The following is a 26,435-nucleotide window of genomic DNA, read 5'->3' on the forward strand; positions in this document are numbered from 1 at the left end:
ACACTCTCCGAGGGCATGTTCGGCATGGCCATAGAATGGCGGTTGTGCGGGGGGGGGGGGGGGGTGGGGGGGGTCTCGCGCAGCATCCCCCCCGCGCCGGGCGCCCCCCCGCCCCCCCCCCGCTACACCGGCCCCGCCCCGCCCCCGGGGGCGTCTGCGGGCAGGTTGCGGGGAACGGTGGCGGCCCCACCGGTGCGTACGGCGTCCACCATGGCCTGGTGCAGGTGGCGGCTGCCGTCCTCGGACGCGCAGGGCACCGGACTGCCGGTGACGGTGAACCAGTCCGAGCCGCCGCTGTACTGCACGGCCACCTGGGCCTCCTGGCCCGACCAGGTGGTGTGCACGGTCAGGTCCCCGCTGAGGACCCCCGCCTCTTCGGTGCGTACTCCGCCGCGTCCGGCGAACACTCCTGTCGTTGTCCACGAAGCCCAGGTCATGGCGCATCGCCCCTCACCGCGGAGTCCACTGACCCTTCCACGTTACGGCGGGTCCGGCGTTCCCGCGTGGCGCGGCGCCGGGGAGCGCAAAGGTCGGCCGGGCAGGGTCCTCGGCGTCTACGCGCATCACACAAGGCGCGCGCAGCAGTGGGCCGGCGCCGTCTCACAGGTGGCTCTTGCTCCTGCCGGGCTCGGCCCAGCGGCGGTGCAGTCCGGCTTTGACCCGCCCGGGCAGGGCGTGCGTCGCCAGTTCCTCGGCGCGTGTGTGCAGCGAGCCGGCCACGACCTGCGGGCGGCCGGCCATGAGGGCCGCGTACGCCTGACGGGCCACCAGGCCCGGGTCGTCCTTCCTGGACCTGCCGAGCCGGGTGTTGAGCAGCCCGGCGCGGACGAAGAACCGGGTGTCGGTGGCCCCGGGCAGCAGCGCGGTGACCGTGACGCCGGTGTCCGCCAGCTCGGCCTGGAGAGCCAGGGCGAAGGAGTGCAGGAACGCCTTGGACGCGTTGTAGACCGCGTGATACGGGCCGGGCAGCTGGGCGGCGACGGAGGAAGTGATCAGCAGCCGTCCCTCGCCGGCAGCGGCCATGTCCTCCAGCAGGAGCCGGGCGAGGCGGACCGTGGAGGTGACGTTGAGGTCGATCACGCGGAGCTGGTCGGTGAGACTCGTTCGCAGGAAGGCGCCGCCCTGGCCGATTCCCGCGTTGAGTGCCGCCGAGAACAGGGGACGCCGCTCGGCCCGCACCTGGCGGACGACGGTCTCGACGCCCTCGCAGGTGGCCAGATCTGCCTGGACCGCACGGATTTCCGTCCCGTGGACGCTCAGCTGTCGGGCGGCGCCGTGGATGTCGTCGTCCTCGGCTGCGACGAACACGTCATGGCCGTGAGCGGCGAACTCCCGGGCCAGCTCGAAGCCGATACCGCTGGACGCCCCCGTCACCAGGGAAAGCGGACGCGAAGTGTTCATGTGCGGCGACTACCCCGCGTACGGGCGGGTACGCGCCCGGCGGAAACCGCGCAGCACACCCGCACCCGAGCACGCCGCGCCGCCGGTTGGGGGATCCGGGCGAGCGGCGTCGGGCGACGGCTCGCAGTATGACGTTGAACGCCGCGCGCGGCCGGGCCGCGCCCGTTCATCCCATGGTGAAGGAGACCTGCAATGCCCCGTGGTTCCAGCGGCAAGAGCGAACGGCAGTCCGCACACACGTCCGCCTCCCGGCGCGGCGGGGAGAAGGCCGGGGGCGGCGGCTCGTCGGAGCGCACGCGCGACGAACTGTACGAGGAGGCGAAGAAGCGCGGCATCGAGGGCCGCTCCACGATGAGCAAGCAGCAGCTCAAGAACGCCCTCGGCCGCTGACGCGGGGCGGAAACGAGCCGAGGCGGACAGCGGTGGCCGGCAGCGCGGTGATCGTCATCGACATGATCAACACCTATGACCATGACGATGCGGAGCTGCTGCTGCCCGCCGCACGCGGGGCCCTTCCCGGTGTCAGGACGCTGCTGGACGAGGCTCGCCGCCGCGGCGTCCCGGTGGTCTACGTGAACGACAACTTCGGACTGTGGCGCTCCCACCACGGCGAAATCCTGGAGAGGGCCTTGGCGGGCCCGCACGCCGAACTCGTCAAACCCGTCGCGCCCGACAGCGACTCGCTGTTCGTCGTCAAGGCACGGCACTCGATCTTCTACGAGACACCGCTCGCCTATCTGCTGGGGGAGCTGGAGGTGGACCACCTGATCCTGTGCGGGCAGGTGACGGAACAATGCGTGCTCTACTCCGCCCTGGACGCCCACATCCGCCACCTGCACGTGACCGTCGTACGGGACGCGGTCGCCCACATCCACAAGGACCTGGCGGACGCCGCACTGCGGATGATGCAGATCAACATGGCGGCGGACATCCGCTCCGCAGAGGACATCACCTTCGCGGGGTGAAACGGCGATGCGCGGTCCGCCGGCCTCGACGGACAGCGGCCGCGGCCCGCTCCTCTCCGAGCGGGCCGCGGCCACCCGGTCAGGAGTCCTTTCCGCGGCCGCTCATCATGTCGCGCAGGCGGTCGACGAGGCCGACCCCGGGCGCGAGGAGCTTGTTGGCCGGCGGCTTGTCCGGGGCGGACGGGTGCGGCCTCGTCGGTGCGGTCTTCTTGGCGGTGCGCACCTTGTCACCGAGTTCGTTGAGTGTGTCCGCCGAGCACACGGAGCGCAGCCGCGGGAAGAGGTTGCGCTCCTCGTCGGCGATGTGCTCCCGGATCTCGGACATGAGCTTGTCGATCAGCGCGTCGAACCGGGGGTCGTCGGCGTCGCACCCCTCCAGGTCCTTCATGATGCGTTCTGCCGCCGCATGGTCCTCCAGCTCCTTGTCCGCGACGGCGTCCCCCTCGGGCAGGAACTCGCGTACGGCCGGATACAGGTACGCCTCCTCGGCCACCGAGTGCCGGACCAGTTCGATGGTGGCCTTGTCCGCGTATTCCTTCCTGCGGGGGTCCCCTGAGGGCAGCTTCTGGATTGCCTTGAAGAAATCCTCCACTTCCCCGTGGTCGGTGGTCAGCTCTGCGATGACGTCACCGCCGTGTCCCATGGCGTTCTCCTCCTCGAAGGGGCGGTCCGTGGTGTGCAACGATTCGGGCCATCCCAGTCCGACCCGGGTGACACGGCCGTTGCCGTGGCGTTCTGGAACCCCCGAACATGCCGGATGGCCGCCAGTGCCCACAGACCTCTCTCTGTCCCCGCTCGTCGCGGCGACAGCGCACTGGCTCATCCGCGCCTACCCGCCCGGCGGCGGCGCATTCCAGCGCGGCCTGGCGGAGGCGCAGGCCCGCCAAGCGGTCACGCTCGCCGCCTGGCTGCGGTATCCGACGGACCTGGACGCGCACTTCGGTCGCCGCCGGCGGGCCCGACCTCCTCGCGCCGATCGCGGAGCTGCACCGGGCCGCACTCCTGGAGCGGCTGGCGGCCGGCAGCGCGCCGACGGGCTGAGGGGCTGCGGGGCTGACGGGGCTGACGGGGCGCTCGTACCGGAGCCCGGCCCGTACCGGCGTCACCCGGCGAGGGCTATGCAGGCGTGAACGCGCTTCCCGCCGGTGGGGGTGGGCATGACGTCGACGTCACGGGCGATGTGGCGGACGATGATCCAGCCCCAGCCGCCGCTCCCGTTGACGTGGGGCATCCGCGTCTCGGGCGGGGCCGAGCTGGTGTCGGTGACGTCGATGTCGAGCAGACCCTCGTGCAGCTCGAGATCGAGGGTGCACGGGCCGTCGGTGTGCCGGACGGCGTTGGTGACGAGCTCGGTCACGATCAGCACCGCGGCGTCCGCGGCCGCCGGGTGCACCGGCTGCCCTTGGTCGCCGGCGTTCTGCAGAAACCGCGAGGTCGCGTCGCGGGCGCGGCCGGCTGCGCTGATGTCGGGGGGCAGGTCGAGGTGCCGCTGGGGCCGAGGGTGCGAGGGTGCCATCGGAGGCTCCGAGTGAGGTGTCCTGTCCTTCTCGTACAGAGCGCATGCCCGGCAGCGGCGAGCCCATACACGGCCGTGTCCGGGGCGTCCGCTCAGGCTCCGCCTTCGGCCTCGGCCTTCAGGCGGTGGAGCCAGGTGTCGAGCGAGGCGTCGAGGGCCTGCTGGAGCGCGGGCGTGTCGGCCTCGACGGGCGCACCCGCCCACGACTCCTCGGTGTGGACGTGCACCCCGTCCTTGCGCTGGGTGAAGGTCCAGACGTGGACCGCGGTGATCCCCTGCGCCGGTCCTCCCCACGCGATGCGGCGCTGCGGTACGACCTGCCGGACGGTGGAGTCGATGTCGGCGAGGCCGTGGACGGACCAGCGGAACACGGACCCGGCGCGCAGCGGGCCGGGCGTGCGCTTGGTCGCCCCGACGACCTCGGGCTGCCACGTCGGCCAGGCTTCCACGTCGGTCTGGATCTTCCAGATCCTGTGCAGCGGCGCGTGGATGACGATGTCGTCGCGCGTGATGACCGGGGCGTCGTGGTCGATCTCCACCGGGTGGTGGCCGCCGGCGATGCCGAGCGTGAAGGCGAGGGGCAGGGCGGCGGCCTGGGCGAGCAGGGCGGTCAGCACGGCGGTTCTCCTGGATGAGTGGTGAGGGTGAAGGGGGCGGGCGGCCGGGTCAGGGGACGAGGACGACCTTCCCGGCGACCGTCCCGGACTCGGCCAGGCGCATCGCTTCGGCGACGCGGGCCAGCGGGATCTCGGCGGCGACCTTCGCCGTGATCTCACCGCGCTGCAGAGCCGTGAACACCTGGGTGAGGTCGGCGCGCAGGCGCGCCCGGAAGCGGTCCTTGGCGTAGGCGCGACCGGCCCACACGTTGAAGAAGTACGCACTGCGGCCGTTCGGCAGCGCGTTCCACATCCACACCCGGCCCAGGAGCTTGAGGATCGGCGACGAGCCGGAGCCCTCGTCGTCGCGGGTGGCGGCGCTGCCGTACGAGACGAGCGTGCCGCCGGGAGCCAGGAGACGCCAGGAATCGACGATGCCCTCGCCGCCGACGTGGTCGAACACCGCGTCCACCCCGGCCGGCGCGAGTGCCCGTACCCGTGCGGGAACGTCGCCGGAGCGGTAGTCGACGGGCACCACCCCGAGGGCGCGCAGCGCGTCGTGGTGGCGGGGCGAGGCGGTGCCGATCACGTGGGCGCCCGCGGCGAGCGCCAACTGGACCAGGATCGAGCCGACTCCGCCGTTGGCGCCGTGGACCAGCACCGTCTGGCCCGCGCGCACCCGGGCCTTGCGGTGGAGCATCTGCCAGGCGGTGACGCCGTTGACGACCGCGGTCTCCGCGTCCACCGCGCTGACGCCGTCCGGTACCTCCACCACGTCGGCGGCGTCCAGCGCGATGTGGCTCGCCCAGCCTCCGGTCTTCGTCAGGGCGGCCACGCGCCGGCCGAGCAGGCCGGAGCCGACGCCCTCACCCACGGCCAGCACCGTGCCGACCAGGTCGTATCCGGGGACGAAGGGGAACGCGGGCTGGTCGTAGTACCGGCCGCGGCGCATCTGCTGCTCGGCGAAGGACACGCCGGTCGCCTCCATCGCGACCACCACCTGCCCGGCGGCCGGGACCGGAACCGGTCCGCGGTGCAGCTCCAGGCCTTCCGGCTCGACCTTGCCCGGCAGAACGATCTCGATCAGCTCGGCGGTGTTCATCATGACCTCCAGTTGGTTGTCGCTTCTTGTGTTTCGGCATCTCGTGTTCGTTAGAAGCTGTAACCAGAATGAGCGGCTGTATCGCGGATGTCAAGGGAGTGGTTCGTCCGATCGTGACTGTCCCTGCCGATGGTGATAGCTTCTAACCAACCGCTATCCGGGCGATGGGTGACGGGCGATGGGCGACGAGAGGGTGACGGGCATGATCGGGAGTACGAAGACCCCGCGCGAGCGGTACCGGCAGCAGGTGCGCGACGAGGTCAAGGAAAAGGCCTGGCAGCAGATCGCCGGCTCCGGCGCCTCGGCGCTCTCCCTCAATGCGATCGCCAAGCAGATGGGCATGAGCGGACCGGCGCTGTACCGGTACTTCGCCAATCGCGACGAGCTGATCACCGAACTCATCCGGGACGCCTACCGGAGCCTCGCCGACGCCTTCATCGCCGTCGGCGGCGCGGGTGACGCGGCCGACGGGGTGGCGGGCCGACCCGGCCTCGCCGCGCTGGCGCAGGTGCTCCGCCGCTGGGCCCTGGAGGACCCGCACCGCTACTTCCTCATCTACGGCACCCCGGTACCCGGCTACCACGCGCCGCAGGACGTCACCGCGATCGCCTCGGAGATGATGTCCGTCCTGCTCGATGCCTGCACCGCCACCGGACCGGCCCCCGCCCCGGGTGCGGAAGCCGGTGCCTTCGAGGACCACCTGGCCGGCCACCGGGAGTGGGCCGGCAGCCACCCGGACGCCCCGCCGTCGGCCCTGCGCCTGGCCATGGCCTTCTGGACCCGCCTGCACGGCGTGCTGTCCCTGGAGCTGGCGGGCCACTTCACCGGCATGGGCCTGGACCCCGCCCTGCTCTTCGAGGCCGAGGTGGACGGCCTGACCGCCCGCTGATTCGTCCCCCCGCCTCCGGGTCGTTTCCCCGTACCACCACCGCGGGCGGTGTCCCGGCCCTTCCTCCGTACGCGCCGCGCTCAGTACACGTCGCGGCCGTACCGCTTGTCGGCCGAGAGCTGTTTCAGGTACGCGGCGGCTTCGTCCTCGTCGAGGCCGCCGTGCGCCACGGCTATGTCGCGCAGCGCCTGGTCGACGTCCTTCGCCGTCCGGCTCGCGTCACCGCACACGTAGAAGTGGGCACCGTCCTGGAGCCATGACCACACCTGGGCGCCGTGCTCGCGCATGCGGTCCTGGACGTAGACCTTGGTGCGCTGGTCGCGGGAGAAGGCCAGGTCGAGGCGGGTGAGCGTGCCGTGCCGGTGGAGCTCCTCGAGCTCTTCGCGGTAGTAGAAGTCGGTGGCCCGCCGCTGTTCGCCGAAGAACAGCCAGTTGCCGCCGTGGTGGCCGAGGGCGCGGCGGTGTTCGAGGAAGGCCATGAACGGGGCGATGCCGGTGCCCGGGCCGACCATGATCGCCGGCGTGTCCGCGCCCGCGGGCGGGCGGAAGTGGCCCGAGCGCTGAACGAACAGCGGTACCGGGGTGCCCGGTTCGCCGTCCGCGAGGAAGGTGGAGGCGACGCCCTTGCGCTGCCGGCCGCCCGGACCCTCGTAGCGAAGGACCGAGACGGTCAGGCTCACCTCGCGCGGGTCGACGAGGGGACTGGAGGAGATGGAGTACAGGCGAGGCTGGAGGCGTTTGAGACGCTCGGCCCACTCCTGCGCGCCGAGGCGGACCGGGAACTCGGCCAGGATGTCGACGGGCTGGCGCCCCCAGGCCCATTGGGTGAGGCCGTCCTTGTTGTCGGGGCGCGTCAGCTGCTTCAGCCTGCGGTCGCCGGTGTGCTCGGTGACGAAGCGCAGGAGGTCGGGCGTGAGACGGGTGATGTCCAGGTGCCGGTGCAGCGCCACGGCGAACGGCATGGGGGCGTGCCCGGGCACGGCGACCTCTGCGTCCGGGGCGAGGCCGGTGGCGGCCAGCCATTCCGTCACCAGGTCGGGGCAGTTGACCGGGAGGACGCCGAGGGCGTCACCCGCCTCGTACGCCGGGCCCTCCTCGCCCAGATCGAAGGTGAACCGGCGGACCTCCTTCGTGGCGCCGGGCAGGCTCAGGAGCCGGTTGCCGGACAGCCCGGCGGTGTAAGGGGAGTTCTTGTCCGGCACCGCACGGGACGGCCCGGCGGCCGCCGGGTGCGGGGCGGCGGCGGGTTCCGGGCCGGCGGGTTCCGGGGCGGCGGGTTCCGGGGCGGCCGCCAGGGCGTCGCGCACCCGCTCCAGCCACCGGGCGGCGGGCTCCTCGTAGTCGGGCTCGCAGTCCACGCGCGGCAGGAGGCGCCGGGCCCCCAGCTCTTCGAGGCGCCGGTCGAGTCGGCGGCCGTGGCCGCAGAAGGCGTCGTACGTGGAGTCGCCGAGGGCGAGCACCGCGTACCGGACGTCCTCGAGCCGAGGCGCGTCGGACGCGGCCAGGGCCTCCCAGAACGGGGCTCCGTTGTCCGGGGCGTCGCCGTCGCCGAAGGTGCTCGTGACGACCAGCAGATCCGTGCCGGGAGCGAGGGAGGCGGGGGTGCGGTCCGCCATGCTGTGCACGGTCGCCGCGGAGCCGCCGCCGGCCAGTTCCGTTCCGACGGTGGCGGCGAGGTCCTCGGCGTTGCCCGTCTGGGAAGCCCAGAGGACCACGGTCTGGCGGGTCGGCGTACACGGCGGGGCGGTGGCCGGAGCCGGAGCGGCCGGCGGCGCGGCGGCCAGGGCCGTCGCCGTACGCGAGTACGTGCCGGCGAGCACTCCGTCGACCCAGAGGGCGTGCCCGGCCTCGAAGGGGGCCCCGGCGGGAAGCGCCGGGACGCCCGCCCCGGGCGGGGCGGAGGCGAGCCCGGCGAGGAATCCGGCGAGGTACTGGCGTTCCCGGTCGGAGAGGGTGGGCGGCGTGTGGCCGTCCAGCCCGAACAACGAGGTGAGGGCGGGCGCCGCGGCCCCGGCGGGCACGGGCCGCGTCAGCATCGCAACGGCACTGCCCGGGTGCGCCCCGGCGGCGACGGGGCTGCCGAGGCCGGGCCCGGGCCCGGCAGCCGGAAGGGCCACGGCAACCGGGGCCCGTGTCTTCGTCAGCGTCACGGCGCACACCTTGAACCCGGGCTGGAAGGAGATCGGGTCCACGGCGTCGTCGGTGACGGCGTTGACGCTGAGGTATTCGCCGAACAGGTCGTTCCAGTGGAAGGGGGCGAAGCAGTTCCCGGGCCGGACCCGGTCGGTGACGACTGCGGGCAGTACGGCCCGCCCGCGCCGGGAAGCCACCTCCACCCCGTCGCCCGCCCCGATCCCGAGGGCGGCCGCGTCCTGCGGGTGGATCTCCACGAACGGCCCCGGGTTGAGCTTGTTCAGCTTGGCGACCTTGCCGGTCTTCGTCAGGGTGTGCCACTGGTGTTGCAGACGGCCCGTGTTGAGGACGAACGGGTAGTCGTCGTCCGGGAGTTCGGCGGCCGCAAGATGGGGGCGGGCGAAGAACACGGCCCGTCCCGTCGCGGTGGGGAAGACCAGGCGGGGGCGGCTTCCGTCCGAGCGCTCCACCAGAGTCTGGCTGACGCCGTCGTTGAGGTACCGGACCGGGTTGCGGTCCGGCCCGCCCGGGGCGGCCGGCCACTGCACCGGGCCCGAGCGCAGCCGCTCGTACGTGACACCGCGCAGGTCCCAGCCGGTCTTCGGGTTCCAGGCCTGCCGCAGCTCCTCGAACACCTCCTCGGCGCAGCTGTACGTGAACGCCTCGGCGAACCCCATCGCGCAGGCGACCCGGGCGATCAACTCCCAGTCGGGCAGGGCCTGGCCGGGCGGGTCGGCGGCCCCCTGCACCAGGGTGAGGTTGCGCTCCGAGTTGATCATCACGCCGTCCGCCTCGGCCCAGAGGGTGGCGGGGAGCACGATGTCCGCATAGGCGTTGGTCTCGGTCTCGGCGAACACGTCCTGAGTGACGACCAGTTCGGCGGTCTCCAGCGCCTTGATGACCGTGCTGCGGTTGGCGACGGAGGCGACCGGGTTGGTGCAGATGATCCAGCACGCCTTGATCTCACCGGCGGCCATCTGCTCGAACATCTCGATGGTCCCGCGTCCGACGTCCGTGCGCAGGGTGTTCTCCGGCAGGCCCCACAGCTGTTCGACGAACGCGCGGTCCTCGTCCACCAGGACCGAGCGCTGGCCGGGCAGACCGGGCCCCATGTAGCCCATCTCGCGGCCGCCCATGGCGTTCGGCTGGCCGGTGAGGGAGAACGGGCCGCTGCCGGGACGGCAGATGGCGCCGGTGGCCAGGTGCAGGTTGACCAGCGCGTTGGTGTTCCAGGTGCCGTGGACGGACTGGTTGAGGCCCATGGTCCAGCAGCTCGTCCACTCGCCCGCCTCGCCGATCCAGCGGGCGGCCAGCCGGATGTCCGCCTCCGATATGCCGGTGATCTCGGCGACCTTCGCGGGCGGGTAGTCCCGCAGGAAGGCGGGCATGTCCTCCCAGCCCTCGGTGTGTTCGGCGATGAAGTCCGGGTCGGTCCGGCCGTCCTCGACCAGCAGGTGCAGCAGCCCGTTGAGGAGGGCCAGATCGGTGCCGGGGCGGATCTGCAGGAACAGGTCCGCCTTGTCGGCGGTGGCGTTGCGCCGGGGGTCCACGACGATCAGCTTCGCTCCTGCGGCCTTGACGCGGTCCATCATCCGCAGGAAGAGGATGGGGTGGCAGTCGGCCATGTTGGCGCCGATGACGAAGAACGCGTCCGCCCGCTCGAAGTCCTCGTACGAGCCGGGCGGCCCGTCCGAACCCAGCGAGAGCTTGTAGCCGCTGCCGGCGCTCGCCATGCACAGCCGCGAATTGGACTCGATCCGGCTCGTCCGCAGGAACCCCTTGGCCAGCTTGTTGGCGAGGTACTGGGCCTCCAGGGACATCTGGCCGGAGACGTAGAGCGCCAGCGCGTCGGGGCCGTGCGCGTCGAGGATCTCCCGCAGGCGGCGGGCCGTCTCGGCGACGGCCGCGTCCACCGCGACGGCGGCCGGCTCGGCGCCCCGCTCGCCGCGGATCAATGCGGTCTCCAGCCGGCCGGGCGCGGCCAGCATGTCGGCGTGCGTGGCGCCCTTGGTGCACAGGCGTCCGGCGTTCGCGGGGTGCTGCTTGTCGCCGCCGACCTTGGCCACCGTACGGCGCCCGTCGCCGCCCCTGGCGATGTCCAGTACGACCCCGCAGCCGACACCGCAGTAGGAGCAGACCGTACGCACCTGCCGACCGGTCGCGGCCCTCGCCTCCGCCACAGCAGACCTCCTCGCGCAGCCGGCCGACCCCACCGCTCGGGGCCGCTGCGGCCGTGTGCAGGTCGATCCCGTTGCGGCCCAACGTAGAAAGTCCGTGTTGCGTACATGTAACGGGCGGTGCCACCCGGGGGTTACAAGCCTCTGCGCCAAGGTCACCACGGGAGGTGAGACACGTGCCGAGGGGTCCCTGCCGAGCGGACATGATGGCCTCGCACCTTGATCCGTACGCGACATGCAACGAGGAACCAGATGAGCGACGCGGCCGCCCTCCTTCACGCCGGGGCTCCCGACTCACCCGTGATACTCCACGTCCCGCACTCGTCCCGCGCCATACCCGCGGACGTCCGCGCCGGGATCCTGCTGGACGACCGGGCGCTCGAAGGGGAGCTGGACCACATCACCGACTCGCACACGGCGGAGATCGCGGCGCGGGCGGCCGAGGCCGCCGGCGTCACCCCCTGGCGGTTCGAGAACCGGCTGTCGCGGCTGGTCATCGACCCCGAGCGGTTCCCCGACGAGCGCGAGGAGATGCTGGCGCGGGGGATGGGCGCGGTCTACACGCGGACGACGCACCGCGACGAGCTCCGCCCGGCCGACTTCGACGGACGGCCGCTGGTCGAGCGGTACTTCCACCCGTACGCGCAGGCGATGACGGACGCGGTGGAGGAGCGGCTGGCGGCCGTCGGGCGGGCCGTGATCCTCGACGTGCACTCCTACCCGGCGCGGGCACTGCCCTACGAGCTCCACGGCGATGGACCGCGCCCGCCGATCTGCATCGGCACGGACGCCTTCCACACGCCCCGTCCCCTGCTCGACGCGGCGCAGCAGGCGTTCGCGGGGTTCGGCGGCACGGGGCTGGACAGCCCGTTCGCGGGAACGTACGTGCCACTGCGCCACTACGGAAAGGACGCGCGGGTCGGCGCGCTGATGGTGGAGATCCGGCGGGACCTCTACATGAGCGAGCCGGGAGGACCGGCGGGCCCCGGTCTCGACGTGCTGGCGGGCGCGCTGGCCGCCCTCGTGGACCGGGTGACCGGGTGACGGGGCACCACCCGGCGTGAGGCCGGACCGCGCGGGTGTGCCGCCGCCGGGCGCGGGCAGACGCCATGAGGGCCGGGCGGACGTGCAGGACATTCGGCTCGCCGCCGCCCCTGCGAACCCCGCCGGCCCGGCGCGAAGGAGGGATCGGCCATGGGCGACGACAGGAGTGCCCCGCGCGTGGTGGTGGGCCTCGACGGCTCCCCGGACTCGTACGAGGCACTGCGCTGGGCGGTGCGCCACGCGAGCCTGATCGAAGCGGGCGTGGAAGCGATCGCCGCCTACGATCTGCCCCTCGAGATGGGGTGGTCGGTTCCCGCGGTGGATGCCGACTTCGACGAGGCGGAGACCCGGCGGTCCGTGACCGAGGAGATCCGCAGGGTGGTCGGCCGGGACCGTCCCGTCCCCCTGGATCTGCACGTGGTGCGGGGCAACCCCGCCGACGTGCTGACCGCTGCGTCGGAGGGCGCTGAACTCCTGGTCGTGGGCAGCAGGGGGCGGGGCGGTTTCGCCCGTCTGCTGCTGGGCTCGGTGAGCCAGCAGTGCGCCCTCCATGCGGCCTGCCCGGTGGTCATCGTCCGCCCGCGGCCCGCCTCCGCCGCGGCCGACACCACCTAGCGGGATCGATCGATTACCGCCGCGACGCGGGGGCAGGCGCCCCGGAGACGAGTGGTCCTCGCTCCAGGCCGTCGCGGGGGCCCGTATCGCAGTGGAGGTGTGCATGACCGCCGCAGCGGTGGCCGACGGTGCGTTGGAGAAGGCCCTGCGCAGCCGCGTGCGGGGCGAGGTGCGCTTCGACGCCGGGAGCCGGGGGGCCTACTCGACCGATGCCTCGAACTACCGGCAGGTCCCCATCGGGGTCGTGGTGCCGCGCAGCGTGGAGGACGGCGTCGAAGCGGTCGCCGTATGCGCGCAGTTCGGTGCGCCGGTGCTGTCCCGAGGAGGCGGAACGAGCCTGGGCGGACAGTGCACCAACGCGGCGGTCGTCCTCGACTGGACGAAGTACTGCAACCGCCTGGTGTCGGTCGACCCCGAGGCCAGGACCTGCGTCGTCGAGCCGGGCATCGTGCTCGACCAGCTCAACCGGCAGCTGGCCCGGCACGGGCTGAAGTTCGGGCCCAAACCCGCCACGCACAGCCATTGCACGCTGGGCGGCATGATCGGCAACAACTCCTGCGGTGCCTCGGCCCAGGCGTACGGGAAGACCGTGGACAACGTACGCCGCCTGGAGATCCTGACCTACGACGGAACGCGCTGCACGGTCGGCCCCACCTCCCCCGAGGAGTTCGAAGCGGTCGTCACCGAAGGCGGCCCACGGGCCGGCCTCTACCAGGGCCTGCGGCAGATCATCGACCGCCATCTGGGTGACGTACGGCTCGGCTTCCCCGCCATGCCGCGGCGGGTCTCGGGCTACAACCTGGACTCTCTGCTCCCGGAGAACGGCTTCGACCTGGCCCGGGCCCTCGTCGGCAGCGAGGGCACCCTGGTCACCGTCCTGCGAGCCGAATTGGACCTGGTTCCGGTACCGGCCCACGAGGCCATGGTGGTCCTGGGCTACGACGACATCTGCGCCGCGGCCGACGACGTGCCCAGGCTGTTGGAACACGGCGATCCGGAGCTGCTGGAGGCCCTGGACGGCCGCATGGCCCAGCTGATGCGCGAAGAGGGATCCCACCTCGATTCCCTGGACCGGTTCCCGGAGGGCGAGAGCTGGCTGCTGGTCCAGTTCAGCGGCGACAGCCGGGAGGAGGCCGACGGCCAGGCCCGCGACCTGCTGCGGGCACTGGGCCGTGACGAGGCCGACCCGACCGTGGCGTTCTCGGACGACCCCGGCCGTGAGCAGCAGCTGCTGCGGGCCCGGGAGGCGGGGCTCGGGGTGACCGCGCGGCCGCCGGACGGCAGGGAGACGTGGGAAGGGTGGGAGGACTCCGCCGTCCCGCCCGAGCAGCTCGGCGCCTACCTGCGCGACCTGAAGAAGCTCTTCGTGGAGTTCGACTACGACCATCCCTCGCTCTACGGGCACTTCGGCCAGGGCTGCGTGCACACGCGCATCCCCTTCCAGCTGAAGAGTGCCGAAGGCCTGGCGCAATTCAGGGAGTTCCTGTTCCGCGCGGCCGATCTGGTCGTTTCGTACGGAGGGTCGCTGTCCGGGGAGCACGGCGACGGACAGGCGCGCGGGGAACTGCTGACGCGGATGTTCGGCGAGCGGCTGGTCGGCGCATTCGGCGAGGTCAAGGCGCTGTTCGACCCGGACGACCGGATGAACCCCGGCAAGGTCGTCTCTCCGTACCGGGTGGACGAGAACCTTCGACTGGGTCCGCTGTGGCGTCCGCAGGGCCGCGACACCGCATTCGCCTATCCGCAGGACGACCACTCGTTCACCCGTGCCGTGATGCGCTGTGTGGGTATCGGGGAGTGCCGCTCGCACCAGGGCGGCGTGATGTGTCCGTCCTACCGGGCCACGGGCGAGGAGGAGCATTCCACGCGCGGCCGGGCCAGGCTGCTGTTCGAGATGCTGGGCGGGCACGCCGACTCCGCCGTCTCCGACGGCTGGCGCTCCACCGAGGTCCGCGACGCGCTCGACCTGTGCCTGGCGTGCAAGGGCTGCAAGTCCGACTGCCCGACCGGCGTCGACATGGCCACGTACAAGGCCGAGTTCCTCGCCCACCACTACCGGGGGCGGCTGCGGCCGGCCTCGCACTATTCGATGGGCTGGCTGCCGCTGTGGGCGCGCCTTTCGAGATGTGCGCCGCGGCTGTTCAACGCCGCACTCCACGCGCCGGGGGTGGCCGCCCTCGGCAAGCGGCTCGGCGGTGTGGCGCCGGAGCGCGACGCCCCGCTCTTCGCCGAGGAGTCCTTCGTGCAGTGGTGGCGCCGGCGGGGCACACCCGTGCCGGATCCCGCCGACCCCCGTACCGTCGTGCTGTGGCCCGACACCTTCGGCAACCACTTCCATCCGGAGGTGGCGAAGTCGGCCGTACGCGTCCTGGAGGACGCCGGATTCAAGGTGGCGGTGCCCACGCGGACCGTCTGCTGCGGTCTGACGTGGATCTCCACCGGGCAACTCGCCACCGCGAAGCGGGTCCTGAAGCACACGGTGGAAGTGCTGCGGCCGTGGATCGAAGCCGGCACTCCGGTGGTCGGACTGGAGCCCTCCTGCACCGCGGTCTTCCGCGCCGACGCTCCCGAGCTGATGCCCGAGGACGAGGACGTACGGCGGCTCGCGGAGCAGTTCAAGACGTTCTCCGAGCTGCTCCTCAGCGATGCCGCCGCGGGATGGCGGCCGCCGCGCGTCGGCCGCGCCGCCGTGGTGCAGACGCACTGCCACCAGCACGCGGTGATGAAGTTCGACCCCGACCGGGAGCTGATGAGCCGGGCCGGTATCGAAGCCGAGGTCCTGGACGAGGGCTGTTGCGGGCTCGCCGGCAACTTCGGGTTCGAACGCGGCCACCACGAGCTGTCGATGAAGATCGCCGAACAAGGCGTGCTGCCGGCCGTACGGGGCGCCGCTCCCGGAGCGCTGATCGTCGCGGACGGTTTCAGCTGCCGCACCCAGATCGAACAGGGCGGCACCGGCCGCCGGGCCGTGCACCTGAGCGAGGCCCTGGCACTCGGCCTGAAGAGCCGTCCCTGACCCGAACGGGCGGCCCGCGAAGGGCCTGCCGAAAGGAGAGGAACCCGTGTCCGTCAAAGTGTCCGACTTCATCCTGCAGAGGCTGCGCGAATGGCACGTGGACCACGTCTTCGCCTACGCCGGAGACGGCATCAACGGCCTTCTCGCCGCTTGGGGCCGCGCCGACGACAAGCCCCGGTTCATCCAGGCGCGTCACGAGGAGATGGCCGCCTTCCAGGCCGTGGGGTACGCCAAGTTCTCGGGGAAGGTCGGGGTCTGCGCGGCGACCTCCGGCCCCGGAGCGATCCACCTGCTGAACGGCCTCTACGACGCGAAGCTCGACCACGTTCCGGTGGTGGCGATCGTGGGCCAGACCGACCGCAGCGCCATGGGCGGCTCCTACCAGCAGGAAGTCGACCTCCTGAGCCTCTTCAAGGACGTCGCCTCCGCGTACTGCGAGATGGTGACCGTCCCGGAACAACTGCCGAACGTCATCGACCGGGCCGTCCGCACGGCCTATGCCGCGCGGACGGTCACCGCGATCATCGTCCCCGCCGACGTACAGGAACTGGACTACTCCCCGCCGCAGCACGCGTTCAAGATGGTGCCCTCCAGCATCGGGACGGCCGCCTACGCGCCCGTTCCGGCCGAGGACGAGGTCGCGCGCGCGGCCGAGATCCTCAACGCCGGTGAGAAAGTGGCCGTCCTGATCGGCCAGGGAGCCCGCGGCGCACGAGCCGAGGTCGAGGAACTCGCCGAGGTGCTGGGCGCGGGCGTCGCCAAGGCGCTGCTCGGCAAAGACGCGCTCCCCGACGACCTGCCCTATGTGACCGGCTCGATCGGACTGCTCGGCACCCGCCCCTCCTACGAGATGATGCGGGACTGCGACACCCTGCTCGTGGTGGGTTCCAGCTTCCCGTACACCCAGTTCCTGCCCGAGTTCGACCAGGCGCGCGCCGTGCAGATCGACATCGACCCCCACATGATCGGCCTGCGCTACCCCTTCGAGGTGAACCTCGTCGGGGACGCGAAGGCGACCCTGGGCGCGCTGCTGCCCCGGTTGCGGCGCAAGGAGGACCGGGCGTGGCGGGAGAAGATCGAGAAGGACACCGCCCGCTGGTGGGAAGTCATGCAGCGCAGGGCCGCCGTGGACGCCGATCCCGTCAACCCCGAGTACGTGGTGCACGCCCTCGACGCCCTCCTGCCGGACGACGTGATGCTGGCCGCCGACTCCGGCTCCGCCGCGAACTGGTACGCCCGCCACCTGCGGATGCGCGGATCGATGCGCGGATCGCTGTCCGGCACCCTCGCCACCATGGGCCCCGGCGTGCCCTACCTCATCGGAGCCAAGTTCGCCCGCCCCGGGCGGCCGGCCATCGCGATCGTCGGGGACGGCGCGATGCAGATGAACGGAATGGCCGAGCTCATCACGGTCGCCAAGTACTGGTCCGAATGGGAGGATCCGCGACTGATCGTGGCCGTCCTGAACAACCAGGACCTCAACCAGGTCACCTGGGAGATGCGTGCCCTGTCCGGGGCTCCGCAGTTCCTGCCCTCCCAGGCGATCCCCGACGTGCCGTACGCGGACTTCGCCCGCTCCATCGGCCTCGACGGGGTACGGGTGGAGAAGCCCGACGAGGTGGAGCCCGCCTGGCAGCAGGCCCTGGGCGCCGGGCGCCCCTTCGTGATCGACTTCCGTACCGACCCCGCGGTGCCGCCGATCCCTCCGCACGCGACGCTCGACCAGATCGAGGCCGCGGCCGCGGCGATCGTCAAGGGCGACAGCGACCGCACCGGAATGATCAGGCAGGGGCTGAAGGCCAAGGTCCAGGAGATGCTGCCCGGGCACCGCAAGCGCGACGACCGGCCCGGCGCCCCGGCGAACGGGTAGGGATCATGACACTTCCCCGAGGCGGCGCGGCCGATCCGGTGGTGGACGGTGTGGAGAGTGCCGTCTACACCGTCCCCACCGACGCGCCGGAGGGCGACGGGACGCTCGCCTGGAACTCCACGACGCTGATCCTGGTGCAGGTCCGTTCCGGCGACACGACAGGACTCGGCTACACCTACGGAGCTCCGGCCACGGCCCAGGTCGTCCGGGAGCAGCTGGCCGACGTGGTGGCCGGCGCCTGCGTCTGGGACGTCCCCGCAGCCAACGAAGCCATGAACCGGGCCGTGCGCAACGCGGGCCGCCCCGGGCTGGTCGCCGGCGCCGTCTCGGCCGTCGACATCGCCCTGTGGGACCTCAAGGCGAGGCTGCTCGCGCTCCCGCTCGTCGGGCTGCTCGGCGGGAGCCGCCGCGAGGTCCCCGTGTACGGCAGCGGCGGGTTCACCACGTACGACGACGGGCAGCAGGACCGCCAACTGCGCGGCTGGGTGGCGGAGCAAGGCATTCCACGGGTGAAGATCAAAATCGGGGAATCCTGGGGCCGGGCAGAGGAGCGCGACCGCGCGCGCATCGCACGGGCGCGCCGCAGCATCGGCGACGAGACCGAGCTCTACGTCGACGCCAACGGCGCCTACACCCGCAAACAGGCCGTCCGTCTCGCCCCTTGCCTCGACGCCCATCACGTCACCTGGTTCGAGGAACCGGTCTCCTCCGACGACCTGACCGGTCTCGCACAGATCCGAGCCGCCGTCCCCCTGGACGTCGCGGCCGGTGAGTACGGGTACACCCTCGCGTACTTCCACCACATGGTGGCCGCCGACGCCGTGGACTGCCTGCAGGCCGACGCGACCCGGTGCGGAGGGATCACCGTGTGGCTGCGCGCCGCCGCCCTCGCCGAGGCCGCCGGGCTGGAGATGTCGGGCCACTGCGCCCCGCACCTGCACGCCCACGCGGCGGCGTCGGTACCCAACCTGCGCCACCTCGAGTGGTTCCACGACCACGTCCGGATCGAGCAGCTCCTCTTCGACGGGACCCTGGACCCCGCAGGCGGGCAGATCAGGCCCGCCGAGCCGGGAGCACCGGGGCTCGGGCTGACACTGCGACGCGATGGGGCAGAGCGCTACCGCGTCGCCTGAAGGGAACGGAAGGGCCATGGTGAGCCGCAGCAAGGCGATGGAGGAGAGCAGGATGCAGCAGACCGTCGTCATCACGGGCGCCAGCGCGGGCATCGGCCGGGCCACTGCCCGGGAATTCGCCGCCCGGGGCGCGAACGTCGTCCTGCTCGCCCGCGGCCGGGCGGGCCTGAACGCTGCCGTCCGGGAAGTGGAAGCGGCCGGCGGTCATGCCCTGGCCGTCCCGACCGACACCGCGGACCACCGGCAGGTGGAAGCCGCCGCCGACGCGGCCGTGCAGGAGTTCGGCGGGATCGACATCTGGGTCAACTCCGCCTTCACCTCGGTCTTCGCCCCGTTCGACGAGATCACGCCCGAGGAGTACGAGCGCGTCACGCAGGTGACCTACCTGGGCTTCGTCAACGGCACACGCGCCGCACTGAGCCGTATGGTGCCGCAGGACCACGGAACCGTCGTGCAGGTCGGCTCCGCCCTCGGCGCACGGTCCATCCCGCTCCAGTCCGCCTACTGCGGCGCCAAGCACGCCGTCAACGGCTTCACGTCGTCGATCCGGACCGAGCTCATGCACCGGGGCAGCAACGTCCGCGTCACCGTGGTCCAGATGCCGGCCGTCAACACCCCGCAGTTCTCCTGGGTGCTGTCCCGGCTGCCCCGTCGTCCGCAGCCGGTCCCACCGATCTACCAACCCGAAGTCGCCGCCCGTGCCGTGCTCTACGCCGCCGACCATCCGGAACGCAAGCAGTACTACGTCGGTGCCGGTACGGCGGCGACGATCCTCGCCGACAAGGTCGTCTCCGGGCTGCTCGACCGCTACCTCGCCCGCACCGGCTACGACTCCCAGCAAACGGCCGTACCGGACGACCCGGACCGCCCCCACAACCTCTGGGAGCCCTTGGACGGGGAGGACGGGGACGACCACGGTGCCCACGGCTCCTTCGACCGTGAGGCCCACGGGCGCGCCCCGCAGATGTGGCTGTCCCACCACCCGGCCTGGGCGGCAGCGGCGGCATCGGCCACGGTGCTGGGCACCACGGCACTGCTGGCTGCGCGTCGGCGGTCGGCGCGGGGATGAGGCGTACCGGACGTCCCGGCCGGCCGGTGCGCGGCCGGCCGGGACACCGGGCCGGGGTTCAGGCGAGGTCGAACCGGTCGAGGTTCATCACCTTGTCCCACGCGGCCACGAAATCACGCACGAACTTCTCTCCACCGTCCCCGGACGCGTAGACCTCCGAGATGGCTCGGAGCTGGGAGTGCGAACCGAAGACGAGGTCCACTGCGGTGGCGGTCCACTTGGCCCCGCCCGTGGCGCGGTCCCGGCCCTCGAACACGTTCTCCGCCGAGGTCGACGGCTTCCACTCCGTGCTCATGTCGAGCAGGTTGACGAAGAAGTCGTTGGTCAACGTCTCCGGCCGGTCGGTGAAGACGCCGTGCCGGGACCGCCCGAAGCCGGTGTCCAGGGCGCGCATGCCGCCGATCAGCACCGTCATCTCGGGAGCGGTGAGCGTCAGCAGGTTGGCGCGGTCCAGCAGGAGGGTCTCCGGCGACAGCTTCTCCCCCTCCCGCAGGTAGTTGCGGAACCCGTCCGCCGGGGGTTCGAGCACGGCGAACGACTCCACGTCGGTCTGCTCCTGCGAGGCGTCCGTACGCCCCGGTGAGAAGGGGACCGTGACGTCGTGCCCGGCGTTCTTCGCGGCCTGCTCGACCGCGGCGCACCCGCCCAGGACGATCAGGTCCGCGAGCGAGACCTTCTTGGCGCCGGCCGAGCCGTTGAACTCCTGCCGGACCTGCTCGAGGGTCTGCAGTACCTCGGCCACCTCCGGTACGGCGTTGACCTCCCAGTCCCGTTGCGGCGCGAGCCGGATCCGTGCCCCGTTGGCCCCGCCCCGCTTGTCGGTGCCGCGGAAGCTCGCGGCCGCCGCCCAGGCGGTGGTGGCCAGCTGGCGGACGGACAGCCCCGAGGCGAGGATCCTGCTCTTGAGGGCGGCGACGTCCGCGTCCCCGACCAGCTCGTGATCGACCGCGGGGACGGGGTCCTGCCACAGCTGCGGCTCGGGAATCCACGGTCCGAGGTAGCGCGAGAGGGGGCCCATGTCGCGGTGCAACAGCTTGTACCAGGCCTTGGCGAAGGCCACCGCGAGCTTGTCCGGGTTCTCGTGGAAGCTCTTCACGATCGGCGCATAGACCGGGTCCATCTTCAGCGCGAGGTCCGTCGTCAGCATCATCGGCGCGTGCCGCTTCGACGGGTCATGGGCGTCGGGCACGGTGTCCTTGGCCGACGGGTCCTTGGGAGTCCACTGGTTCGCACCGGCGGGACTCTGCGTCAGCTCCCAGTCGTACCGGAACAGGTTGTCCAGGTACCCGTTGTCCCACTTCGTCGGCTCGGAGGTCCACGCGCCCTCGAGCCCACTGGTCAGCGTGTCGGCGCCCTTGCCGCTGCCGTAGGTGTTCCGCCAGCCGAGGCCCTGCTGCTCGAGGGGGGCGGCCTCGGGTTCCGGGCCGATGTAGGCGGGGTCGACCGCACCGTGGCACTTGCCGAACGTGTGGCCGCCGATGATGAGCGCAGCCGTTTCCTCGTCGTCCATGGCCATGCGGCCGAACGTCTCGCGAATGTCCTTGGCGGCGGCCAACGGATCCGGATTGCCGTTGGGCCCTTCCGGATTGACGTAGATCAGGCCCATCTGCACGGCACCGAAAGGACCGGTGAGTTCCCGGTCGCCGGCATAACGCTCGTCTCCGAGCCAGGTGTCCTCGGGCCCCCAGAAGATCTCCTCGGGTTCCCAGGTGTCCTCCCGCCCGAAACCGAATCCGAACGTCTTGAACCCCATCGATTCCATGGCGCAGTTTCCGGCGAAAATCAGCAGGTCGGCCCATGAGATCTTCCGGCCGTACTTCTGCTTGACCGGCCAGAGCAAACGGCGTGCCTTGTCCAGGCTCGCATTGTCCGGCCAGCTGTTGAGGGGGGCGAAGCGCTGGGATCCGGCGCCGCCACCGCCCCGGCCGTCGGCGATGCGGTACGTTCCCGCCGCGTGCCAGCTCATCCGGATGAAGAGCGGCCCGTAGTGACCGTAGTCGGCAGGCCACCAGTCCTGGGACTTCGTCATCACCTCGAAGACGTCCTGCTTCAGCGCGTCGACGTCGAGGGCGGCGAATTCCTTCGCGTAGTCGAAGTCCGCGCCCATGGGATCGGACAGCGGCGAGTGCTGGTGGAGGACCTGGAGGTCAAGCTGATTCGGCCACCAGTCCCGGTTCGTCCTGGGGCGGGTCGGCGTGGGGGTGGGGGAGGGGATTGCTGGGTTTTCGCTTTCGCTGCCGGACACGTCCGCCCTTCTTCCTGTCTCGGTGTTTCTCTGCCTTGCTGGTGTCGAACACTGCGACCCACGCTCGTAGCGCGCCGTGGCGCCCGCCGGATGTCGGCGTCCTGATGGTCGCGCACCGTGGACCGCACGGCGACGAGAACACGCAGAGCGCCGCCGCGTAAGAAGAACTCGCCCGTTGACGGGCCGCGGTCTCTTCAGATGATCGTGATGAAGGGGGCGAGGCGTGATCCGAAAGAGGCGGTCTAGTCGAGCGCGGTCGCCGCGACCGAGAGATCGGCCACGAGACCGCGGAAGGCGGCCTCCCGGTCGTCGGCCCGCAGCACGGCGGAGGGGTGGACGGTCGCCAGGAGCAGCCCGCCGCCCGCGCCCGCGCCTTCGCCCTCGCCTTCGTCCAAGGAGGGCATCGGCCGCAGGATGCCGCGCTCCTCGCCCACTCTGAAGGAGTTCCCGAGGAGTGCCTTGCCCGCGGTACCGCCCAGTACGACCACCAGCCGGGGGGAGACCAGACGCAGCTCCGCCGCGAGCCACGGCCGGCAGGCGGCCATCTCGCGCAGGCTCGGTGCCTTGTGGATACGGCGCTTGCCCCGCGGGGCCGTGGTGAATTTGAAGTGCTTGACGGCGTTGGTGACGTAGACCTCCTCGTCGCCGAGGCCTGCCTCGGCCAGCGCGCGCCGCAGCAGCTGTCCGGCCGGCCCCACGAACGGTTCACCCTGCCGGTCCTCCTGATCGCCCGGCTGCTCGCCGATCAGGAAGAGCCGCGCCGTGGGCGACCCGGCCCCGAACACGGTCTGTGTGGCGTCCTGGAACAGCGGGCATCCGCGGCAGTCTGCGGACGCCCGGCGCAGAGCAGCCACACCGCCCCGGCGCGGCAGATAGGGGCTCGCGTCGTATTCCTGCCCTTGCCCCTGCGTCCGCCCCGCCGGCGACGCGGACGCCGCCCGTGCCCTCGTATCGGGCCCCATGGTTTCACCACTTTCCTGTGGCGGGACTTTCCCCTGGCGGGCCGTACTGGTCCGCCCCGCGTTTGACACGACCGCGGGGCGGCAGTCGGCGTCTCCCCGCCGTTGCACGCCGGAAACCTCCGCAGGTCACCCTGTCCAGCAGGTTTGAGCGGCGCCGGGACGGCAAGGCGCACCCCGTGACGCGACCCCCGTGAGGCCTGCCGTGAGAGATGACGTTCTTCCCCCTCTGCCGGATGGGCTCGCTCCGTCGGGAACGCCCGATTCCCCCGACGGCGGGCCGCTGCCGCGCGACCACACCCAGGCCATCCTCGAGACCACCAAACGGGTGGCCGCCCTCCTGAAGGCGTCCGGGAAGCCGTTCGCCCTCGCCGGCAGCGTGGCTGCGTTCGCACACGGCCTCCCGGCCCGCTTCCAGCACGACACGGACTTCTGCGTCCGGCCCGAGGACTCCGGAGCCGTCGTCGACGCGCTCGAGAACGGTGGCATCGCGATGCGCCGGGCACCCGAGGACTGGCTGGTCAAAGGGCGTTCCGGTGGGGAGGAGATCGATCTGATCTTCGAGCTCGCGCGGCGTCCGGTCAGTACGGAGCTGCTCGCCCGGGCGGAGGTCCGGCCGGTCGACTCGGTGTGGATGCCTGTACTGGCGCCCACCGACCTGATGGACGCCCGCCTCACCGCGCTCTGCGAGCACTACTGCGACTTCGGGGACCTGCTGCCGATGGCCCGGATGCTGCGCGAGCAGATCGACTGGGACCGGATGAACCGAGAACACCGGGACGCTCCGCTGTCCGACGCGTTCCTGTACCTCCTCGAACGGCTCCACGTCGTCGACTTCGACCGCCGGGAGGAGGCTGCATCGTGACATCGGGCGACTTCATCGAGTACCGGGTCGAGCACCTGCGGGACCGCCTGGCGCGCGAGGAGATCTCCGAACTCGGCGTACGGGTCGAGGCCCGCGGCGCGGGCGCGCTGGTCTGGGGAAGCGTGAACAGCGCCGACTGCCGGGCGGCGGTCCTGCGGATCGCCGCAGAGGAGCTGGCGGGCGTGCCCTGGCACGAGGACGTCACCGTGAACTGTCCAGGACCTCCTGATCATTCGGAGGAACTGCCGTGATCCGCGTCGCGGCCGTCGGAGACATCCACCTCGGTCCCGGCAGCGAGGGCCTGCTCCGGCCTGCTTTCGACACCCTCACGGACTGCGCCGACCTGCTGCTGCTCGCCGGCGACCTGACCCGGCACGGCACCCCGCAGGAGGGCCGGGTGGTGGCCGGCGAGGTGGCCGGGCTGCCCCTGCCCGTGATCGCGGTGCTCGGCAACCACGACTACCAGAGCGACCAGCAGGAGGCCCTCACGCGGGCGCTGACCGAGGGCGGCGTACGCGTGCTGGAAGGTGACGGCGTGCTCGTCGACATCGACGGTACGAAGGTCGGGGTCGCCGGGACGAAGGGTTTCGGCGGCGGCTTCGCGGGGCGCTGCGCCAGTGAGTTCGGCGAGCCCGAGATGAAGGCCTTCGTCCGGTACACCCGGCGGTGCGCGGAGGGGCTCGCGCGCTCGCTGCGGGAGCTGCGCGAGGCGGGGAGCGATCTGCGCATCGCGCTCACGCACTTCTCCCCGGTGCCCGACACCCTCGCGGGCGAGCCCCCCGAGATCTACCCGTTCCTCGGCAGCTATCTGCTCGCCGAGGCCGTGGACGAGGCGGGGGCCGATCTCGCCGTCCACGGCCATGCCCACCTCGGCACGGAACACGGACTGACGGCAGGCGGAGTACGGGTGCGCAACGTCGCCATGCCGGTCATCGACCGGGCCTTCGCCGTCTACCACCTCCCCGTCGGAAACGGGCACGGCCCGTCGCAGTGAGGGCGGCCGCCCTGCCAGAGCAGTACGGCGCAGGCGAGTGCCGCACCTGCGTGCCTACCGGACCGCGGGACGCGGGCGCGCGATGCTCCTCCCATGCCGTTCGGGCCCGGTCGGCGGATGCGAGGAGGGCGTGGAGCCGGTGGTTCTCGAGAGGAAGAAGGCCCGTGCGGTCCGCGTGGTGCGACGCTCGGCCAGGCGTACGGTGTTCGGCCTCGACGCCCGGCTGCCCCTGCTGGACGTCGCCAAGGGCGGTGTGCGGAAGGCCTTTCCGGACCACTGGGCGTTCCTGCTCGGCGAGATCGCCCTCTACAGCCTGGTGGTGCTGCTGCTGACCGGCACCTACCTCACGTTCTTCTTCGACCCGTCCATGCGCGAGGTCACGTACCAAGGCTCCTACGGCCCCCTGAGCGGTCTGCCCGTCTCCTCCGCCTACGCCTCCACGCTGCGCATCAGCTTCGACGTGCGGGGCGGTCTGCTGATCCGCCAGATGCACCACTGGGCGGCCCTCGTGTTCGTGGCCGCGATCGGCGTCCACCTGCTGCGGGTGTTCTTCACCGGCGCGTTCCGCAAGCCCCGCGAGGTGAACTGGGTGGTCGGCGTCACGATGCTGCTGCTCACGATGGTCGAGGGTTTCGCGGGCTACTCGCTCCCCGACGACCTGCTGTCGGGCACGGGCCTGCGCACCGCCCAGGGCATCATGCTGTCGCTGCCGGTCGTGGGCACCTACCTGAGCCTCTTCGTCTTCGGCGGCGAGTTCCCGGCCGAGGACATCGTCTCCCGGCTCTACCCGGTGCACATCCTCCTCGTACCAGGACTGCTCGTCGCCCTGGTCTCGCTGCACCTGCTGCTGGTCGTGCACCTCAAGCACACGCAGTGGGCGGTCCCCGGCACCAGCGGCCGCAACGTGCGGGGCAAGCCGTTCTTCGCGCAGTACACGGCGAAGTCCGCGGGGCTGTTCTTCACGGTCGCCGGCCTGCTGTCCGCGCTCGCGGCGCTGGCGCAGATCAATCCCGTGTGGGCGTACGGGCCGTACCGCCCCGACCTGGTGTCCACCGGCTCCCAGCCGGACTGGTACGTGGGGTTCCTCGAAGGAGCCCTGCGGCTGATGCCGGGCTTCGAAACCCGCCTGTGGGGCCACACCCTGATGTGGAATCCGCTGATCGCGGGCGTCGTCCTGCCGGGACTGCTGTTCGCCGGCCTGTACGGATATCCGTTCTTCGAGCGCTGGATCACCCCCGGGGGCAGGGAGCAGCACCTGTGCGACCGGCCGCGCCACCGGTCCGCCCGCACCGCGCTGGGGGTCGCCGTGCTCGCCGCCTACACGATCCTGCTGCTGGCCGGCGCGCAGGACATCATCGCCTTCATCACCGAGATCCCCCTCCAGGCGATCACCTGGTCGCTGCGCTGCGCCCTGCTCGTCGTGCCCCCGGCATCCTTCTGGCTCACGCGTCGGATCTGTCTCGCCCTGCAGGAGGAGGACGTCAAGGCGCTGGAGAGCGGCCTGCCGACGGACGACGTACACCAGTCCGTCGAGGGCGGCTTCCACCCGACGCACCGGCCGCCGACGGGTGCGGAGCGGTACGTACGGTCCGTCCACCGCGTGCCGGTGCCCGTACGGGTGCCCCCGCCCGGGCGGACCGCGGCGGAGCGGCAGGCGGCGGGCGAGCGGCGTCGGGCCGTACGGGGCGTGGCGGAGCGGCTGAGGCGGGGCCTCAGCCGTTGGTACTACCGCGACCGGCTGGTGGCGCCGCTGACCGAGGCGCAGCGCCGCCGCGTCGACGCCGTGCTGGCCGGCCCGGACGCCGAGGAGGCCGGGCCCGCGGGCGAGCACTGACCCCCGGACGCC

Annotated in this window: 22 protein-coding genes; 13 read left to right on the top strand and 9 right to left on the bottom strand. The window is 71.8% G+C overall.

Annotated elements, in window-relative coordinates; translation table 11 throughout:
* Positions 1-122: 122 nt before the first annotated feature.
* Both ACZ49B_RS12770 and ACZ49B_RS12775 read right to left on the bottom strand, forming a co-directional pair.
* Complete coding sequence (locus ACZ49B_RS12770) at positions 123-437, bottom strand: hypothetical protein (RefSeq protein WP_468304188.1); 315 nt, start codon at positions 435-437, stop codon at positions 123-125.
* Positions 438-600: 163 nt separating this feature from the next.
* A complete protein-coding gene (locus ACZ49B_RS12775) occupies positions 601-1,401 on the bottom strand; it encodes an SDR family NAD(P)-dependent oxidoreductase (protein WP_468304191.1) in 801 nt (266 codons plus the stop codon).
* Positions 1,402-1,593: 192 nt separating this feature from the next.
* Between ACZ49B_RS12775 and ACZ49B_RS12780 the strand changes: the two genes are divergently transcribed.
* Positions 1,594-1,791 (top strand): hypothetical protein, encoded by a 198-nt coding sequence (locus tag ACZ49B_RS12780; protein ID WP_468304194.1) that lies wholly within the window; start codon positions 1,594-1,596, stop codon positions 1,789-1,791.
* Positions 1,792-1,823: 32 nt separating this feature from the next.
* Complete coding sequence (locus ACZ49B_RS12785; protein ID WP_468304197.1) at positions 1,824-2,366, top strand: cysteine hydrolase family protein; 543 nt, start codon at positions 1,824-1,826, stop codon at positions 2,364-2,366.
* Positions 2,367-2,445: 79 nt separating this feature from the next.
* On the opposite strand, the gene ACZ49B_RS12790 is transcribed toward ACZ49B_RS12785, so the two are convergent.
* From ACZ49B_RS12790 to ACZ49B_RS12805, 4 genes are all read right to left on the bottom strand, one after another.
* On the bottom strand, positions 2,446-3,009 hold the full coding sequence (locus ACZ49B_RS12790; protein WP_468304843.1) for a hemerythrin domain-containing protein: 564 nt from the start codon (positions 3,007-3,009) through the stop codon (positions 2,446-2,448).
* Positions 3,010-3,468: 459 nt separating this feature from the next.
* Positions 3,469-3,882: an ATP-binding protein gene (locus ACZ49B_RS12795; RefSeq protein WP_468304200.1), complete on the bottom strand. Its 414-nt coding sequence runs from the start codon at positions 3,880-3,882 to the stop codon at positions 3,469-3,471.
* A 92-nt stretch (positions 3,883-3,974) separates the two neighbouring features.
* The gene (locus ACZ49B_RS12800) at positions 3,975-4,499 is read right to left on the bottom strand and encodes an SRPBCC family protein (protein WP_468304203.1); all 525 of its coding nucleotides are present in this window, start codon (positions 4,497-4,499) and stop codon (positions 3,975-3,977) included.
* 49 nt (positions 4,500-4,548) lie between these two features.
* Positions 4,549-5,580, bottom strand: a complete 1,032-nt coding sequence (locus ACZ49B_RS12805; protein WP_468304846.1) for a medium chain dehydrogenase/reductase family protein — start codon at positions 5,578-5,580, stop codon at positions 4,549-4,551.
* A 202-nt stretch (positions 5,581-5,782) separates the two neighbouring features.
* Between ACZ49B_RS12805 and ACZ49B_RS12810 the strand changes: the two genes are divergently transcribed.
* The gene (locus tag ACZ49B_RS12810) at positions 5,783-6,469 is read left to right on the top strand and encodes a TetR/AcrR family transcriptional regulator (protein ID WP_468304205.1); all 687 of its coding nucleotides are present in this window, start codon (positions 5,783-5,785) and stop codon (positions 6,467-6,469) included.
* A gap of 80 nt (positions 6,470-6,549) precedes the next feature.
* Here ACZ49B_RS12810 and ACZ49B_RS12815 read toward each other — a convergent pair whose 3' ends face one another.
* The gene (locus ACZ49B_RS12815) at positions 6,550-10,782 is read right to left on the bottom strand and encodes a molybdopterin-dependent oxidoreductase (protein WP_468304208.1); all 4,233 of its coding nucleotides are present in this window, start codon (positions 10,780-10,782) and stop codon (positions 6,550-6,552) included.
* A gap of 249 nt (positions 10,783-11,031) precedes the next feature.
* Between ACZ49B_RS12815 and ACZ49B_RS12820 the strand changes: the two genes are divergently transcribed.
* The 6 genes from ACZ49B_RS12820 to ACZ49B_RS12845 all read left to right on the top strand — a co-directional run bounded on the left by ACZ49B_RS12820 (position 11,032) and on the right by ACZ49B_RS12845 (position 19,526).
* A complete protein-coding gene (locus ACZ49B_RS12820; protein ID WP_468304211.1) occupies positions 11,032-11,823 on the top strand; it encodes an N-formylglutamate amidohydrolase in 792 nt (263 codons plus the stop codon).
* A gap of 150 nt (positions 11,824-11,973) precedes the next feature.
* Positions 11,974-12,438 carry a universal stress protein gene (locus ACZ49B_RS12825; RefSeq protein ID WP_468304214.1) on the top strand — a complete coding sequence of 155 codons (465 nt, stop codon included), beginning with the start codon at positions 11,974-11,976 and terminating at the stop codon, positions 12,436-12,438.
* A gap of 103 nt (positions 12,439-12,541) precedes the next feature.
* On the top strand, positions 12,542-15,454 hold the full coding sequence (locus ACZ49B_RS12830) for an FAD-binding and (Fe-S)-binding domain-containing protein (RefSeq protein ID WP_468304217.1): 2,913 nt from the start codon (positions 12,542-12,544) through the stop codon (positions 15,452-15,454).
* Between the two features lie 46 nt (positions 15,455-15,500).
* Positions 15,501-17,324, top strand: coding sequence for a thiamine pyrophosphate-requiring protein (locus ACZ49B_RS12835; protein ID WP_468304220.1), 1,824 nt, complete (start codon positions 15,501-15,503; stop codon positions 17,322-17,324).
* A 5-nt stretch (positions 17,325-17,329) separates the two neighbouring features.
* Positions 17,330-18,457: an enolase C-terminal domain-like protein gene (locus ACZ49B_RS12840; RefSeq protein WP_468304223.1), complete on the top strand. Its 1,128-nt coding sequence runs from the start codon at positions 17,330-17,332 to the stop codon at positions 18,455-18,457.
* Positions 18,458-18,509: 52 nt separating this feature from the next.
* Positions 18,510-19,526, top strand: a complete 1,017-nt coding sequence (locus ACZ49B_RS12845) for an SDR family oxidoreductase (RefSeq protein ID WP_468304849.1) — start codon at positions 18,510-18,512, stop codon at positions 19,524-19,526.
* A 58-nt stretch (positions 19,527-19,584) separates the two neighbouring features.
* On the opposite strand, the gene katG is transcribed toward ACZ49B_RS12845, so the two are convergent.
* On the bottom strand, positions 19,585-21,771 hold the full coding sequence (gene katG / locus ACZ49B_RS12850) for a catalase/peroxidase HPI (protein WP_468304227.1): 2,187 nt from the start codon (positions 21,769-21,771) through the stop codon (positions 19,585-19,587).
* 242 nt (positions 21,772-22,013) lie between these two features.
* On the bottom strand, positions 22,014-22,733 hold the full coding sequence (locus tag ACZ49B_RS12855; RefSeq protein WP_468304230.1) for a UdgX family uracil-DNA binding protein: 720 nt from the start codon (positions 22,731-22,733) through the stop codon (positions 22,014-22,016).
* A 202-nt stretch (positions 22,734-22,935) separates the two neighbouring features.
* On the opposite strand from ACZ49B_RS12855, the gene ACZ49B_RS12860 reads away from it, so the two are divergent.
* The 4 genes from ACZ49B_RS12860 to qcrB all read left to right on the top strand — a co-directional run bounded on the left by ACZ49B_RS12860 (position 22,936) and on the right by qcrB (position 26,423).
* On the top strand, positions 22,936-23,595 hold the full coding sequence (locus ACZ49B_RS12860) for a nucleotidyltransferase family protein (RefSeq protein WP_468304233.1): 660 nt from the start codon (positions 22,936-22,938) through the stop codon (positions 23,593-23,595).
* The gene (locus tag ACZ49B_RS12865) at positions 23,592-23,846 is read left to right on the top strand and encodes a hypothetical protein (protein WP_468304236.1); all 255 of its coding nucleotides are present in this window, start codon (positions 23,592-23,594) and stop codon (positions 23,844-23,846) included. Before ACZ49B_RS12860 ends, ACZ49B_RS12865 begins: the two co-directional genes overlap by 4 nt.
* A complete protein-coding gene (locus ACZ49B_RS12870) occupies positions 23,843-24,589 on the top strand; it encodes a metallophosphoesterase family protein (RefSeq protein ID WP_468304239.1) in 747 nt (248 codons plus the stop codon). The genes ACZ49B_RS12865 and ACZ49B_RS12870 overlap by 4 nt, the downstream gene beginning before the upstream one ends.
* A gap of 139 nt (positions 24,590-24,728) precedes the next feature.
* On the top strand, positions 24,729-26,423 hold the full coding sequence (qcrB, locus tag ACZ49B_RS12875) for a cytochrome bc1 complex cytochrome b subunit (RefSeq protein ID WP_468304242.1): 1,695 nt from the start codon (positions 24,729-24,731) through the stop codon (positions 26,421-26,423).
* Positions 26,424-26,435: the final 12 nt, after the last annotated feature.

The sequence above is a fragment of the Streptomyces sp. NPDC031132 genome, assembly GCF_055570595.1.